Source organism: Clostridium hominis (assembly GCF_014287825.1).
Lineage (GTDB): Bacteria > Bacillota > Clostridia > Clostridiales > Clostridiaceae > Clostridium > Clostridium hominis.
The window spans coordinates 327,809-344,446 of sequence record NZ_JACOOO010000004.1 but is presented as its reverse complement, the minus strand read 5'-3'; the positions used below and the strand labels follow the sequence as shown (position 1 = coordinate 344,446).

16 protein-coding genes are annotated in these 16,638 nt (G+C 29.5%); all 16 read left to right on the top strand.

Annotation, left to right across the window (positions count from 1 at the left end):
• The first annotated feature begins 72 nt into the window (after positions 1 to 72).
• The 16 genes from H8S20_RS03305 to H8S20_RS03230 all read left to right on the top strand — a co-directional run bounded on the left by H8S20_RS03305 (position 73) and on the right by H8S20_RS03230 (position 16,636).
• Positions 73 to 672 carry a serine/threonine-protein kinase gene (locus tag H8S20_RS03305; protein WP_032119879.1) on the top strand — a complete coding sequence of 200 codons (600 nt, stop codon included), beginning with the start codon at positions 73 to 75 and terminating at the stop codon, positions 670 to 672.
• Positions 673 to 931: 259 nt separating this feature from the next.
• Positions 932 to 2,227 (top strand): phosphopyruvate hydratase, encoded by a 1,296-nt coding sequence (gene eno, locus H8S20_RS03300; RefSeq protein ID WP_186859272.1) that lies wholly within the window; start codon positions 932 to 934, stop codon positions 2,225 to 2,227.
• Between the two features lie 172 nt (positions 2,228 to 2,399).
• Positions 2,400 to 3,506 carry an SGNH/GDSL hydrolase family protein gene (locus H8S20_RS03295; RefSeq protein WP_186859271.1) on the top strand — a complete coding sequence of 369 codons (1,107 nt, stop codon included), beginning with the start codon at positions 2,400 to 2,402 and terminating at the stop codon, positions 3,504 to 3,506.
• Positions 3,507 to 3,518: 12 nt separating this feature from the next.
• Positions 3,519 to 4,601, top strand: a complete 1,083-nt coding sequence (locus H8S20_RS03290; RefSeq protein ID WP_186859270.1) for an SGNH/GDSL hydrolase family protein — start codon at positions 3,519 to 3,521, stop codon at positions 4,599 to 4,601.
• Between the two features lie 156 nt (positions 4,602 to 4,757).
• Positions 4,758 to 5,771, top strand: a complete 1,014-nt coding sequence (locus H8S20_RS03285; protein WP_186859269.1) for a glycoside hydrolase family 130 protein — start codon at positions 4,758 to 4,760, stop codon at positions 5,769 to 5,771.
• 200 nt (positions 5,772 to 5,971) lie between these two features.
• Entirely contained in the window at positions 5,972 to 7,045 is a 1,074-nt protein-coding gene (locus tag H8S20_RS03280; protein WP_186859268.1) for an MGDG synthase family glycosyltransferase, read from the top strand.
• 6 nt (positions 7,046 to 7,051) lie between these two features.
• Positions 7,052 to 7,735, top strand: a complete 684-nt coding sequence (locus H8S20_RS03275; protein ID WP_186859267.1) for a polysaccharide deacetylase family protein — start codon at positions 7,052 to 7,054, stop codon at positions 7,733 to 7,735.
• Positions 7,728 to 8,768 carry a lysylphosphatidylglycerol synthase transmembrane domain-containing protein gene (locus H8S20_RS03270; RefSeq protein WP_186859266.1) on the top strand — a complete coding sequence of 347 codons (1,041 nt, stop codon included), beginning with the start codon at positions 7,728 to 7,730 and terminating at the stop codon, positions 8,766 to 8,768. Before H8S20_RS03275 ends, H8S20_RS03270 begins: the two co-directional genes overlap by 8 nt.
• 207 nt (positions 8,769 to 8,975) lie before the next feature.
• Entirely contained in the window at positions 8,976 to 9,206 is a 231-nt protein-coding gene (gene secG / locus H8S20_RS03265) for a preprotein translocase subunit SecG (protein ID WP_032119874.1), read from the top strand.
• Positions 9,207 to 9,385: 179 nt separating this feature from the next.
• The gene (rnr, locus tag H8S20_RS03260) at positions 9,386 to 11,608 is read left to right on the top strand and encodes a ribonuclease R (protein WP_032119873.1); all 2,223 of its coding nucleotides are present in this window, start codon (positions 9,386 to 9,388) and stop codon (positions 11,606 to 11,608) included.
• Positions 11,609 to 11,803: 195 nt separating this feature from the next.
• Complete coding sequence (gene smpB, locus H8S20_RS03255; protein ID WP_032119872.1) at positions 11,804 to 12,274, top strand: SsrA-binding protein SmpB; 471 nt, start codon at positions 11,804 to 11,806, stop codon at positions 12,272 to 12,274.
• A gap of 267 nt (positions 12,275 to 12,541) precedes the next feature.
• Entirely contained in the window at positions 12,542 to 13,129 is a 588-nt protein-coding gene (locus H8S20_RS03250) for an RDD family protein (protein ID WP_051986975.1), read from the top strand.
• Positions 13,130 to 13,192: 63 nt separating this feature from the next.
• Positions 13,193 to 13,525, top strand: coding sequence for a PTS sugar transporter subunit IIB (locus tag H8S20_RS03245; RefSeq protein ID WP_032119871.1), 333 nt, complete (start codon positions 13,193 to 13,195; stop codon positions 13,523 to 13,525).
• Between the two features lie 34 nt (positions 13,526 to 13,559).
• On the top strand, positions 13,560 to 14,903 hold the full coding sequence (locus tag H8S20_RS03240; RefSeq protein ID WP_032119870.1) for a PTS sugar transporter subunit IIC: 1,344 nt from the start codon (positions 13,560 to 13,562) through the stop codon (positions 14,901 to 14,903).
• Positions 14,904 to 14,915: 12 nt separating this feature from the next.
• Positions 14,916 to 15,437: a GrdB-related putative oxidoreductase gene (locus H8S20_RS03235; RefSeq protein WP_032119869.1), complete on the top strand. Its 522-nt coding sequence runs from the start codon at positions 14,916 to 14,918 to the stop codon at positions 15,435 to 15,437.
• Positions 15,438 to 15,511: 74 nt separating this feature from the next.
• Positions 15,512 to 16,636, top strand: a complete 1,125-nt coding sequence (locus tag H8S20_RS03230; protein WP_032119868.1) for a Sapep family Mn(2+)-dependent dipeptidase — start codon at positions 15,512 to 15,514, stop codon at positions 16,634 to 16,636.
• The last annotated feature ends 2 nt before the right edge of the window (positions 16,637 to 16,638 follow it).

Sequence of the window (16,638 nt, the reverse complement as noted above, 5' to 3'; positions counted from 1 at the left end):
AAATGGCACTAATCGAATATTATATTAATCTTAATAATATAATAGTACAAATACTTAATAAGGTAGGGTGTGATGGCTAGAACATATGCATATTCAGCGGATTTTGATAAAGAAGTGGAAAACCTTTTTAGAGAAGCAGAATTTTTAGGTGAAGGTCATAATGGGATTGTATATGAAGTACCAGGAAATAAGGCCTTAAAAATATTTTTAGAGAAAAAGATTTGTAAGGAAGAAGCCGATATTTTAGAAAGAGTAAGAAAATCAAAATACTTTCCTAAAATATATAAACGAGGAGATTATTATATCTTAAGAGAAAAGGTTGGTGGGACAAGGTTGGACCATTATATTGAACAATATGGATTAACGGAAAAACTATCATACAATTTGTATAAATTACTTAAAGAGTTTGAAGAGCTTAGATTTACTAAATTAGATATAAGATGTCGTGATGTTTATGTTGAAGAGAATGAAAGGGTAATGGTTATAGATCCCAAACAATGCTATAAAAGGAAGGTATCTTATCCAAGACATTTAATGAAAGGCTTAAAAGGGATAAATGTTCTTAATCAATTTTTATTTTACGTAGAGAGTTTTGATGAAAAAACAGCTCTTGAGTGGGAAAAAAAGATAAATCAATATTATTATAAAGAAAATTCCCGGGAAATAATTTAACTAATTATAATTAAAATGTAGAATGAACAATTAATTAGAGATGTAAAATTATGTCTTATAAAAATAAAGCTAACAGAGGTGTTGGCTTTATTTTTATGAATATTATCTAACGCTGTGGATAAAATAAACAAGAGAGATTTATTGGAAGTTGACTGAAAGTCCAGATCTTTGATTTGGTAACTTGAAGTTAAACTAGCAGTGTACACATTCGACGTTAAGGAGAAGGTGTTTCATTTATAAATTAAGGAGGAGATATATAATGAAAAATTTTGTGGAAATAGTAGATGTAGTAGCTAGACAAATACTTGATTCAAGATGTTTCCCAACTGTAGAAGTTGAGGTATATCTAGAAGATGGAACTGTAGGAAGAGCTGCTGTGCCATCAGGAGCATCAACAGGTATATATGAAGCTGTTGAATTAAGAGATGGTGACAAATCAAAATTCATGGGCAAGGGTGTACTTAAAGCTGTTGAAAATGTTAATGATACAATAGCTGAAGAATTAATAGGATGTAATGTATTTGATCAAACTTATATAGATAAAATGTTAATAGAATTAGATGGAACTAACAATAAAGGTAAGTTAGGAGCTAATGCAATATTAGGCGTATCTCTTGCTGTTGCTCAAGCTGCTGCAAATTATTTAGGATTACCTTTATATCAATACGTTGGTGGAGTAAATGCAAAGGTATTACCAGTTCCAATGATGAACATAATAAATGGTGGATCTCATGCAGATAACTCTGTTGATTTACAAGAATTTATGGTTATGCCTGTAGGTTTTGATTGCTTTGATACCGCAGTTCAAGCATGTGCAGAAGTTTACCATGCATTAAAGAAAACTTTAAATGATAAGGGATATTCTACTGGTGTTGGAGACGAAGGTGGATTTGCACCTAACTTAAAATCAAATGCAGAAGCTATTGAAGTTATTTTAGAAGCTATTAAAAAAGCTGGATATGAACCAGGAAAAGAAATGTTTATAGCTATAGATGCAGCATCTTCTGAATACTATAAAGATGGTAAATATGTTTTAGAACATGAAGGCAAGACTTTAAGTGCTGCTGAAATGGTAGACTTCTTAGAAGATTGGGTTAATAAGTATCCAATTATATCAATAGAAGATGGTATGGCAGAAGAAGACTGGGAAGGCTGGAAGCTATTAACTGAAAGGCTTGGAAAGAAAGTTCAACTAGTTGGTGATGACTTATTTGTTACTAATACTGAAAGATTAGAAGAAGGAATTAAAAGAGGCGTTGCAAACTCTATTCTTATAAAATTAAATCAAATTGGTACTTTAACAGAAACTTTAAATGCTATAGAAATGGCCAACAGAGCAGGATACACTGCAGTTATTTCTCATAGAAGTGGTGAAACAGAAGATACAACTATTGCTGATTTAGTTGTAGCTGTTAACGCTGGTCAAATAAAGACTGGAGCACCTGCAAGATCTGAAAGAGTTGCTAAGTACAATCAATTAATAAGAATATCTGAGGAACTTGACGATGTTGCTGAATATCGTGGAAGAAAAGCATTCTTCAATATTAAGGAATAATAGTAAGAGCTACAAATGTAGCTCTTTTTTTATGTAATAAATATAAACACTATTTACTATTTATAGTATAAAAATATGATTTTAAAAAATGTAATTGTTTAATATGTATAATAAAAATATAAAAATGATTTTATAAAAGCTTATTAAGTAGTATGAAGAGTAGGTGGATATTATGAAAAGAATAGCTAATGAAAAAATGTTAAAAGAATCTTTAGTATATAGGGGCGATACTTCTAAAGTAAAAAGGGTTATTGAAAGGGCGTATAGAGGAGAAGATATTACAGTTGCTTTTTTAGGTGGGTCTATAACCCAAGGGTGTAATGCTACAAATCATGAAAATTGCTATGCTAATAAAACTTATTTATGGTTTAAAAACAGATTTTCTGAGATAAATGTAAAATATATAAATGCTGGAATTGGAGCTACTGGTTCAATAATAGGTGTTCATAGGGTAGAAGAACAAGTTTTAAGCAAAGATCCAGATATAGTATTTGTAGATTTTGCTGTTAACGATAAAAATAATAAATACAACAAGGTAGCTTATGAAAGCTTAATAAGAAGAATATTATCACATGATAGTGAGCTAGCATTAATTGAAGTGTTTATGAGTACTGACGTTTTAGAAAACGTACAAGATCAACAAATAGAAATAGGAAAAAGATATGAAATTCCAATGGTTAGTTTTAGAGATGCTATTAGAAATGATATTGAGAATGATAAGTTAAAGTGGAGTGAAGTTGCTTCAGATGAAGTTCATCCAAATGATATAGGACATGAAATAATTTCTGAGTTATTAATTAATTTGCTAGAAAGCATAGATAAGGATGGAGATAAAAAGGAAAATGAAGATAGAGAATTTGGACAACCTGTTTTTGGCGAAGATTATATTAAAGGACAAATTATGAATTCTAATAATGTTGAAGTTATTTGCAACAGTGGATTTATAGTAGATGATGAAGGTTTTCAAGGGTTTAAAAATGGATGGAAGATAAGCAGAACCGCATATAATAAGGCAACTTTAAAAATAGAGGTAAAAGGTAAAAATATATTTTTACTTTATAAGAAACTAATAAAAGATAACGCCGGAAGTTTTGTTGTTAAGGTTAATGGAAGATATATTAAGAATATAGATTGCTATTTTGAAAATGGATGGGGAGATTACTCAGAAACTGAAGTTTTAATTGAAGGAGATAAGGTAGATAAATATACAGTCGAAATTTTAGTGGATAGTAGTAATTTAAACAAAGAAATATACATTATGGGATTATTAGTGTCTTAGGAGGAATGTATTGTGTATTTAGAAAACCTTGATAAAGATAAATATGTATTGATAGAAGCGGATAATTCTAATTATCAGTACATGGGAAGAGTAGATTTTGAAAATATAAAAGCTCCAACTATTATTTATGCAGGAAGTACTATTAAAACGAAATTTACAGGAACATCATTAAAAATTGCAGTAAATAATAATGGTGGTGGGTATGAATGTGCTATAGGGTTTAGTATAGATGGTTCTATTAGTGGAAAAGTAGTTATAGAAGAACATAGAAAAGATATTGTATTAGATGTTGCAGAAGGATTAGGTGAAGGTATACATGAGCTAGTTTTATATAAAAGAGCTTCTGCATGTCATTACTTTGATTTCTACGGAGTTGTATTAGATAAGGGATGTAATTTAGAATTACCAGATCTGAAAAGTAATAGGAGAATTGAGTGTTTTGGAGATTCTGTTTCGGCAGGAGAGGTTTCAGAGGCTATGGATTATGTAGGTAAAGTTGATCCTGAAGGACATGAAGGGAGAATGTCTAATTCATGGTATTCCTATTCTATGATGACAGCAAGGAATTTAGATGCTGAAATTAATAATATTGCTCAAGGTGGAATTGCAGTAATGGATGGTACAGGATATTTTAATCCTGATAGAGGTTACTTAGGATTAGAATCAACTTATGATAAATTAAGGTATAATCCAGAATTAGGTTATTGCAATGAATGGGATTTCTCAAATTATATTCCTCATGTAGTGATAATGGCACTTGGGCAAAATGATGCACATCCATATGATTATATAGATGAAGATGAAGAAAAAAGAGAACTATGGAAAGAAAAATATAAAAATATAATTTTAGATTTAAGAAGTAAATATCCAGATGCCTTATTTGTAATAATAACGACTATTTTATGTCATAACAAAGGATGGGATGATGCTTTAGATGAAATGACAACAGATATGAATGATAGTAAAATAGTTAGATTTAAATTTAGTAGAAATGGTTCAGGGACTCCAGGTCATATAAGAATTTCTGAAGCAGAGGAAATGGCTACTGAATTAACAGAATTTATAAAAAGCTTTGGAGATAGCATTTGGAGTTAATAAAATATATAGTTTTTATGATATATATACAATAATTATGGGTATATGTAAAAGTAGTTAAATTAATAAAGTAAATATAGTAAAGTTTAGACATAAATTATTATTTTATTATTAAATGTTGTGCAAAACGTATACAAATTGAGGGGGAAATTAAAAATGGTGAAAATAATAGGTGATGAGTTAAAAAACATTCCTTGGCAAGATAAACCAGAAGGATATGAAGGAGTTGTTTGGAGACATAGTGCAAATCCAATCATCGGATGGAATCCTACAAAGAAAACAGCAAGAATTTTTAATAGTGCAGTAGTGCCATATGAAGATGGATTTATAGGAATATTTAGAGCAGATCATAAAAATGGGAAACCACAATTACATTTAGGAAGAAGTAAAGATGGATTAAAGTGGGATATTGAAGATGAAGAAATTAATTGGAAAGATGAAACAGGGAATGATTATCAACCAAATTATTCTTATGATCCACGATTAGTAAAAATAAATGATACTTATTATATAGTTTGGTGTGCTGAGTTTGGAGGAGCTTCTTTAGGATTAGGGATGACAAAAGATTTTAAAGAGTTCACAAGACTTGAAAATCCATTTATTCCATTCAATAGAAATGGAGTATTATTCCCAAAGAAGATTAATGATAAATACATGTTATTAAGCAGACCAAGTGATAGTGGTCATACTCCATTTGGAGATATATTTTTAAGTGAAAGTCCAGATTTAGTTCATTGGGGTAAACATAGAAGAGTGATGTCTAAAGGCGGCTCAGGATGGTGGCAAGGAACAAAGATCGGTGGAGGAGCAATTCCTATAGAAACTACTGAAGGCTGGTTATTATTTTATCATGGAGTATCAGGAACTTGTAATGGATTTGTTTATAGCATGGGAGCTGCAATACTAGATAAGGATAATCCAAGTAAGGTTTTATATAGAACTAGAGATTATTTGTTAACTCCTGAAAAGGATTATGAAACAACAGGATTTGTCCCAAATGTAGCATTCCCTTGTGCAACATTACATGATGCAGAGACTGGTAGAATAGCAATTTATTATGGAGCTGCAGATACATATGTAGCTGTGGCATATGCTCAAGTTGAAGAATTAGTTAAATATATTAAAGAAAATTCTGAACTAGTATATGGTGATGATATAGAATTCAGGTAATATATTAAGATGACCTTTTATGAGGTCATTTTTTTTATAAAAATTAACTGATTTTAAAAAGCTATATAGTGAAATACTAGTATTAATAATATAGAAGTTTATAATAAAAAACTAATTAAATCTTAAGGGTAATATTAATTAAATCTTAAGATTAAGTTTGTATAATTTAATAGAAGATTAAATTTGAAAAGGGTGATTATATGAACATATTGATTTTAACTGGTAGGTTCGGAATGGGACATTATTCTGCTGCAAATGCTATTAAAGAAGAAATAGAAAGTTGTTATTACGACATGAAAATAGACATTGTTGATATAGTTGAATATTTAGTGCCAGAAACAAGCCAATATGTTTATGGAAGTTTTGAGGTACTAGTTAGTAAGTTTGGGAATATATACAACTTTTTCAATAAGGTTATGGGACAGAAATGTATTGTACCACTAAAAGGAAAGTTTATAAGTAAAATAGATAAATTAATTGATGAATATTCCCCAGATATTATAATTTCAACGTTACCAATAAGCTCACAATATATATCTACATATAAGATGGTAAAGAAGATTAATATACCATTGATAACTTATATAACAGATATTTCATGGCATGATGAATGGATTGCCCAAAATACAAATTATTATTTTGTAGGATCAATTAAGGTGAAAGAAGAATTAATTAAAAAGGGAATTGATAAGGAAAAAATTAAAGTAAGTGGAATACCTGTAAAGGGTAAATTTAAGGTTAATGAGGATATTCATAATAACTCTTTAAAGAAGAATTTATTAATAATGGGTGGTGGACTTGGACTTATAGAATTTGATAATGAGTTGTTTGAGAGATTAAATAACGAAGAGAATATAAAAACAACTATAATTACAGGAAATAATAAAAAAATGTATGATTTTATAAAGAAAAATTATAAGAACTTAAAGGTAGTAGGTTATGTTAATAATGTAGATGAATATATGAAAAAGTCGGATCTAATAGTATCAAAGGCTGGAGGAGTAACTTTATATGAAGCTATTTATAGTGAAGTTCCTATGTATGTCGTGAAGCCATTCTTAGTACAAGAAGTTAGAAATGCAGAGTATATTGAGGACGAGCGTATAGGAAGAGTTGTTTGGAATAAGGAAGGAGAGGTAGTAGAAGATATTATCTCATTATTAAATGATAATAAGGAAATTGTAAATATGAGAATAAATATGAAGAGTATAAAAAAGTCTTTTGATATAGACAGCATTAATTCAATTATAGGCAATTATAGAAAAGGAGCGTAACAAGGGATGGGGATATTTATTTGTTTAGTAGTACTAATTTTATCTTATAGTATAATTCCTACATATTATTTTAAAAGTAAATTCAAAACTTTTAATAAGGACAAGATTAAAGATAAATATATGTGTTTAACTTTTGATGATGGACCAGATGAGAAGTATACTGAACAATTACTAAATTTACTTGAGAGATATAATATTAAAGCTACTTTTTTTACAGTAGCTACTTTTGCAGAAAATAATCCTAACATAATAAAAAGAATGAAAGAGGAAGGGCATACTATAGGACTACATTCATTAGAACATAAAAATGGACTTATAGCATCTCCGATATATACAGATAAGGATTTTAAAGGCTCTTTAGATATTATGAAAAACTTTAATATGAGAGTGAAATTTTTTAGACCACCCTGGGGACATATTAATTTAAGAACTTTAAGTAATTTGAAAAAATATAATTTAAAATTAGTTTTATGGGATGTAATTATAGGTGATTGGAAAGGCGATATTACCAGTGATGAAATAGCAAATAGATTATTAAAAGAATCTAGAAACAAAAGTATAATATGCTTACATGATGGAAGAGGTGAAAATGAAGCACCTTTAAGAACTATACAAGCATTGGAGAAAACACTTCCTATATGGTTAAGGGAAGGATATAAATTTGTGAAAGTTGAGGAGCTATATGAATAATGAGTTAACGCCAAAGAGTTTTATTAAAAATAGCATATTTTTTATAGTACTTATTGGAATAACATTTTTTATTCTTTTTAAGGATAATAATTTAAATGATATTATAGTAGAGTTTAAAAATTCAGATAAAATATATGTGTTAATAGGAATAATATGTACATTTATTTATGTAATTTGTGAAACTATAAATTTTAGAACTATATTAAAGTTTTTTTCTTATAAAAAAAGCTTTCTTTCAATATTGAAGTATCCATTTATAGGTTTCTTCTTCAGTTCAATTACACCATCAGCTTCTGGAGGACAACCAATGCAAATTTATTATATGAGTAAGGATAATATAGAGGTATCCCATGGATCGCTTGCAATATTTATAGAATTTGCTAGCTTTCAATTTGTAACAATATTATTAGCAATTTTTTCATTTATATTTAACTTTGAATTAGTTAAGACATTTAATCCATTAATAATAACATTAATAATAGGAGGAATAATATTTAACTTCTTAATTTTATTATTCATTTTATGTGTTATTTTTTCTAAGAAATTTACTGAGAAGATTGCAAATTTTATATTTTGGATTGTCAAAAAAATAAGATTTATAAAAATAGATAGCTTAAAGGAAAAATTTTATGAGCAAGTAGAAGAGTATCAGAGAGGTGCTGTATTCATTAGACAGCATAAAGAAATAATGATAAAAGTAATATTTATTACATTTATTCAAGTATGTGCTTTATACAGTATAACATTTTGGGTATATAGAGCTTTAGGATTTTCAAAGGCTTCATTTGTGGAAATAATGTCTTTACAAGCGGTTTTATATGTTGCAGTTTCTGGAATACCTTTACCAGGTGCCGTAGGTGCTAGTGAAAGTAGCTTTTTAAGAATATTTAAAACAATATATCCAGCATCAGTGTTAAGTTCTGCAATGCTATTAAGTAGAGGGATTAGTTTTTATCTTTTTGTTCTTATAAGTGGAATAGTAGTGATGTATACACAAGTAATATTAAGTAAAAAGAAAAATGTTCTTATGTGAAGAAAATTTATAAGTTATATGCCATTGTAAGAGTGATTTAAGGAAGAAAATTATGAAATTTGATTTTAAGTAAAATCTCAATAACAAATATGAAATTTTGATTCTAGATTATGGATGTTTTTGTAAAATAACTTGTGTTTTAATTATTATTATGTTATCATTAATTCATATGAATACAAATAAAAGTGATAATTGGGAGGTGTAACCGTGAAGAGTTTTTTATTTGTTTTAGAAGCGGTTTTAGGATTAATAGTTGTAGTATCAATATTAATGCAAAAAAGTAAAGCTGATGCTTTAAGTGGACTTATACAAGGTAGTAAAAGCGAAACTTTCTTTGCTAAGAATAAAGCAAAGACTAAGGAAGCGATGTTAGCAAAGATAACCATGATCTCAATGCTTTTATTTGCTGTAAATACAATAGCTTTAAATTTACTTTAATATATGATAGACCGCCAATAACTTGGTGGTCTATTTTATTTTTGTGATAAATCATAAAGGGGAGAATTTACAACGGTTAGTTTGAATAAAAATATACTACTGTGGTACTATAATAAATGACTGGGGAATGAAAATTATGGGAATAATTATAATGAAGAAATATGGAGGAAAATTTATATATGGGAATTAAAGAAACATTATTAAGTTTTATGAGAGAAGAAGCATATAGACCTATGGATATTGAGGAACTAGTTTCAGTTTTTGATATAAATCCTGATGAATATAAAGAATTTAAAAAAGCTTTAAAAGTTATGGAGTTAGAAGGTTTAATAGTAAGAACTAAAAAAGAGAGATTCGCGGTACCGGAAAGAATAGGATTAGTTCAAGGTAGGATTGAAACTCATAAAAAAGGATTTGGATTTTTAATAGCAGAAACTGAGGGAGAATCAGATGTATTTATACCAAGTTCTTCAATGAATGGTGCTATGAATAATGATAGAGTTATAGTTCAAATAACTAGAGAAGATAGAAATGGTAAAAAGAAAGAAGGAGAAGTAGTAGAGGTTGTTGAAAGAGCTAATACTACTATAATTGGAGTTTATGAAGATAGTAGAAACTTCGGATTTGTAGTTCCTGAAGATACAAGATTAAATCAAGATATTTTTGTATCTAAAAAAGATAAAAATGGAGCTAATCATGGAGATGTAGTTATAGTTAAAGTAACTAAGTGGCCAGATGGAAGAAGAAGTCCAGAAGGTGAGATTAAAGAGGTATTAGGTAAAAAAGGTGATAGAGGACTAGATATATTAACTATAATCAAGAAGTTTGGACTTCCAGAAGAATTCCCAGCAAAGGTATTAAGTTATGCTGAGGGAATATCTGAAGAGATAGATGAAAAAGAGATTAGAAGAAGAAAAGATATAAGAAATTTAAGAATGGTAACTATAGATGGAGAAGATGCTAAAGATTTAGATGATGCTGTATCTATAGAAAGGATGGATAATGGAAGATATAAGTTAGGAGTTCATATAGCTGACGTAACTCACTATGTAAGAGAAAAGAATCCTCTAGATAAAGAAGCTTTAAAGAGAGGAACTTCTGTATACTTAATTGATAGAGTTATTCCGATGTTACCAAAGAAACTTTCTAATGGAATATGTTCATTAAACCCTAAAGTAGATAGACTTGCTTTAAGTTGTTTTATGGTACTTGATGATAAAGGTAAGGTTTTAAGTCATGAAATAGCAGAAACTGTCATAAGAACTTCTGAAAGAATGACTTATACAGATGTTACAAAGATATTAAAGGATAAAGACGAAGAACTTATAAAGAAATATGATTATTTAGTAGATGACTTTAAGACAATGGAAGAGCTTTGCCTAATCTTAAGAGAAAAGAGAATGAGAAGAGGAGCAATAGACTTCAATTTCGAAGAATCTAAGATAATTTTAAATGAAAATGGTAAACCAATAGATATTAAGCCTTATGAAAGAGAGATAGCAAACAGAATAATAGAAGAATTTATGCTTGTGTGTAATGAGACTATTGCTGAAGCTATGTTCTGGAATAACTTACCGTTTGTTTATAGAGTCCATGAAAATCCAGATGAAGAAAAGCTAGAAAGATTTAGAGAGTTTGTATATAACCTTGGATATACTATGAAGTTTACTCAAGATATACATCCAAGAATGTTACAAGAGGTATTAGAAAAAGTAAAAGGTAAGAAAGAAGAGGTAGTAGTTAGTACGCTTTTATTAAGAAGTATGATGAAAGCTAAATATACTCCAGAATGCACTTCACACTTTGGATTAGCAGCTAGATATTATTGTCACTTTACATCACCAATACGTAGATATCCTGACTTACAAATTCACAGAATTATAAAAGAGCACTTAAATGGTAAGATAGATGAAAATAGGACTCAAAAGCTTACTACTATAGTAGAAATAGCAGCTAAGATATCTTCTGATACAGAAAGAATAGCTGAAGAAGCAGAAAGAGAAGTTGATGATTTAAAGAAAGCTGAATATATGATGGATAGAATAGGAGAGGAATTTGAAGGAATTATATCTTCTGTCACTTCTTTTGGTATATTTGTAGAACTTCCTAATACAGTAGAGGGACTTGTTCATATAACGGATTTAGATGATGATTACTATGTTTATGATGAACAACATTTAATGTTATTAGGTCAAAGGACTAAAAACATTTATAGACTTGGAGATTCAGTAAAGGTTGTTTGTAGTAGAGTAGATATTGATAATAGAGAAATATTCTTTGATATAGTTGAAAGTGAAAATGACAGAAAAGAAATAATTCCAAGTGATGAAACAGCTTCAATAATAGCCGAAGTTAAAAAAGAATTTGGAGTTAAAGAAACTGTAGAAGCAGAAGAAGAGTAAATTTAGTTAAAAGTCAAAGATGAAGAGTTAAGAGTTGATGAATAAAGTCAGTTTAGGCTCACTTTACAATAATAAATATAAATCTTTAAACTACAGAGTAGTTTAAAGATTAGCTCTTAACTTTTCTCTCTTAACTCTTAACTATATTATGTGATATAATTAAGAAAAACGTATATAAAAGAGTGGGTGAAATTAATGGCAAGAATTAAGAATAGTAATTCTTTAGCTGAAAATAGAAAAGCTCGTCATGATTATTTTGTTGAGGAGACAATGGAGGCGGGAATTGAATTAGTAGGTACAGAAGTTAAATCTATTAGAAATGGGAAATGTAATTTAAAAGATTGTTATGCAGATATTAAAAATGGCGAGATATTTATTTTAAATATGCATATAAGTCCTTATGAACAAGGGAACATATTTAATGTAGATCCTTTAAGAGAGAGAAAACTACTACTTCATAAAGAGCAAATAGGGAGATTAGCTGGGTTAGTATCTAGAGATGGATATACATTAGTGCCTTTATCTTTATATTTAAAAAATGGTAGAGTAAAAGTTGCTCTTGGAATATGTAGAGGTAAGAAAAATTACGATAAGAGAGATTCTATGCTTGAAAAAGCTCATAAAAGAGATATTGAAAGAGAAATGAAAAATAGAAATAGATATTAATTTATTAAACAGATCAATTAAATTTGGTCTGTTTTTTTATTTGTGCGAATAATGTATCATTTTGACGAAAAACAATGTGTAAATTTTTGAAGAAAAGTAACACACTAGTGCATGAAAAGTTATGTAAACATTTAATTAGTGTGTCTATATGGATACAGTTGCTAAAAATGTATTAAAAGTGTTATTGATTTATAAGGAGTTTCAATTTTGGCATGGTAATTGCTTTATATATTTGCAAGGAAAAATAATTAATATGAGGAGTAGGATATGGCTAAAAATAAGAAGATGACATTAAAAGATAAATTAATGGCATATACTCAAATAAAAAAGGTAAGTAAAGTCAAAAGAGCTATTGCTTTTTTTGCAGATTGGTATATATCGACATTACTTGCAGGTATTCCACTTCTATATATGTATAGTGTTCAAAGTGGTAGTACAGAGGTGCCAGCATCATTAACTCAGTTTAGTGGAAACTTAGGAATAATTGCTGGATTAGTAGGAATAGTGATTATAACACTTTACTATGTTGTAGTTCCATTAAAATTTAATAAAGGACAAACATTAGCTAAAAGCATCTTAGGCGTTAAGATAGTTCAGAATGATGGAAGCGAAGTTACAGCTAAGAATCTTATAAAGAGAGAAGTTGTAGGAGTAATGCTTATTGAAGCTGGACTAGTTAGTAGTAGTAAATACTTAAGAGAAATGCTTTTAATTGCAGGAATGGATAGTATTTATAGAATATTAGCCATAGTTGCTATAGTAATACCATTTATATCAATTGTAATAATGATGTTTAATAAAGAAAGCAAAATGATCCACGATATTATTGGTGGAACAAAAGTAGTTAATGCTTAATTACAAATTACGTTAGAACTTATTTTATATAAATTCTTAAAAAACTAGAGGAGGAGAAATGAGATGAAAAAGTTTTATTTATTCTGTAGTGCAGGAATGTCTACAAGTTTATTAGCAAGCAAAATGCAAAAGGTTGCAGATGCAAACAAAATTCCAGTTGAGGTCAAGGCTTTCCCAATAGGGACTATGGGAGAGATAATTGAAAAGCATAACCCAGATTGTATTTTACTTGGACCACAAGTTAAGTATCTATATGAAGATACTAAAAAGAGATTTGCCGATTTAAACAAGCCAATATTTGTTATTGATTCTCAAGATTACGGTGTAATGAACGGAGAAAAGGTTCTTAAGACTGCAATAATGGGTTATAAAAAACATATGAAAGAAAATGCATAATAAAAAAACAAAAGGATAAAAGGGGGACAATATTATGTTTTCAGGATTAGAAAAAATTCTTATGCCAATAGCTGATAAACTAGGTAAAAATAAAATCTTAGTTGCTATCCGTGATGGTTTCTTAGTTACAACTCCACTTATTATAGTTGGTTCAATATTCTTATTAATCGCTAACTTCCCAATACCAGGATGGAGCGAAATGGTTGCAAAATTTTTAGGTGAAGGTTGGGAAAGTTGGTTCACTAATGTTTCTACAGCTATATTTAGTATTACAGCATTATTTAGCTGTATGGGTACAGGGTATGCTTATGCTAGGGAGCTTAAAGGTGATAAGATTCAAGGTGCAGCAGTTGCACTAGTATCATTCTTTATAGTTATGCCTACAAAAATACCATACGTTGGTGTTGATGGACCTGCTAATGTAAGTGGGTTAGCTTTCGAATATATAGGATCTAACGGTCTATTCTTATCTTTAGTTATTGCTTTAACTTCAGTTTGGGTATTTAACTGGGTTTATAGAAAAGGTTGGACAATAAAGATGCCAGATGGTGTTCCACCAGCTGTATGTGATTCGTTTGCTGCTTTAATACCAAGTGCATTTGTTATGACTTTATTCTTTTTTGTAAGAATAGCATTTGAATTTACTCCATATGAAACTGCTCATAACTTTATTTATCAAGTATTACAAACTCCATTAAAAGGATTTGGAAATACTTTAGGAGCACAAATTGTTTATTCATTAGCTTGTTCAGGATTCTGGTTCTTTGGAATTAATGGGCCAGCTGTTGCAAATACAGTATTCTCACCAATATTAAAAGTATTAACAATTGAGAACTTAGAAGCTTTACAAGCTGGATTACCATTACCAAATATATTTACTGGACCATTCACAGACTTCTTTACAACATTCGGTGGTGGAGGAAGTACACTTTCACTAGTAATTGTTATGTTATTATTCTGTAAGTCTAAGAGAATAACTCAATTAGGTAAATTATCAATAGTACCTGGTATCTTCGGTATTAACGAACCAATAATATTCGGTTTACCAATAGTATTAAATCCAATATTAATAATTCCATTCATTGGAGTACCATTAATTAACTTAGTTCTTTCAACTATAATTACTCAAATTGGAATAATTCCTTATACAACAGGAATTTCTTTACCATGGACAACTCCAATAATATTCTCAGGATATTTATCAACAGGAAGCATAGTGTCTAGTTTATGGCAGGTTGTATTATTAGTATTAGGATGTGTAATATACTTCCCATTCATTAAGATACTAGATAAACAATATTTAAGAGATGAAGAAAACGCTAAGAACAATGAAGATGAGGATATTTCATTTGATGAATTAGCATTTGATGATCTATAGGAGGCAATAAAAATGAAGGTTTTAATGATATTTGATCAAATCCAAGCAGGAATGGGTGGAAAAGAAAATGCTCACCAAGCTTTAGGAGGAAAAATGATGCCTATAGGTTCTGCAAGTATGTTAGAACCTGCATTAAAAGCTGAAGATGGAAAAATTGTAGCTACTATATACTGCGGTGATGCATTCTTCGCAGAAAATGAAGAAGAAGTTACTAGAAAAGTTGTAGGAATGACTAAAAAGATAAACCCTGATGTAGTTATATGTGGACCAGCATTTAACTATAAAGGATATGCAGCTATGAGTGCTAAATTAGCTAAAGCTATTGAAGCAAATACAGATATTCCTGCAGTAGCAGCTATGTCACAAGAAAATGATGAGACAATTGCAGAGTTTAAAGATTCAGTTAATATAGTAAAGATGCCTAAAAAAGGTGGAATTGGATTAAATGATTCTTTAAGACATATTTGTCAATTAGCTCATAAAAAAGTTAATAAAGAAAACATAGAGGATTTAGTAGAGACTATATGTTATTAATAAGAGTGGTAGCCTAAGAAAGTCTTAGGCTACCATATTATATATGGTTAAAAAATATATGGAGTGGAGAGCGTATGGAAGATATATTAAGTATTAAGATCGATGAAAATAAAGATAAAATGATTAATCATATTATAGATGTAGTAAAAATACCAAGTGTTGAAAGTGAAGCTATTGATGGAGCTCCATTTGGTGAAGAGGTAAATAATGCTCTTCTTAAAGCACTTGAAATATCAGAAGAACTTGGATTTAAGACTAAAAATATAGATGGATATATGGGATACGCAGAGTTTGGTGAAGGGGAAGATTATGTAGGTGTTTTCGGACATTTAGATGTAGTTCCAGTAGGAGAAGGTTGGATTAATCCACCATTCAGTGGACATATAGAAGATGGGAAGATATTTAGCAGAGGTGTTTTAGATAATAAAGGACCTATAATGTCAGCTTTATATGGTTTATATGCAATAAAAGAAAGTGGTTTAAAATTAACTAAGCCAGTAAGAATAGTTTTTGGGACTGATGAAGAAAGTGGATTCACAGATTTAGATTATTATTTAAGTAAGGAAAAACCACCAGTGATGGGATTTACTCCAGATTGTAAGTATCCTGTTGTATATGGTGAAAGAGGAAGAGCGAAAATAAGAGTTAAAGTTGATATAGATAATGAAAATAGAGTTGAAGTTACAAGAGAATTCTTTGACTTTGTAAATAAATATATTTTAAGTAGTAAAGATAATGGGGAAAGACTTGGTATCAATTATGATGATAAAGAGTTTGGAACTATGGTTATGAGAGGATACTCATTAGATAATGATGAAAATAGCTTAGGGTTTAACTTGGCGTTAAGCTATCCAGCAGTAGCAACGATAGATGAAATAATGGAACAAATAAGATCAAAAGCTACAGAAAATGTAGAGATTGAACTTTTACACAATTATAATCCAGTGAAGTTTGACAAAGATTGCTTCATGGTAAAATCTCTTCAAGATGCATATGAAGATGTAACAGGATTAGATGGAACTCCTGTAACTACAACTGGAGGAACTTATGCGAAAGCTATGCCTAATATAGTTCCATTTGGACCATCATTCCCAGGACAAAAGGGAATAGCTCATAATCCAAATGAGTATATGGATATAAGCGATATTATTTTAAATGCAAAAATTTATGCACAAGCACTTTATAGATTAGCCAAATAATT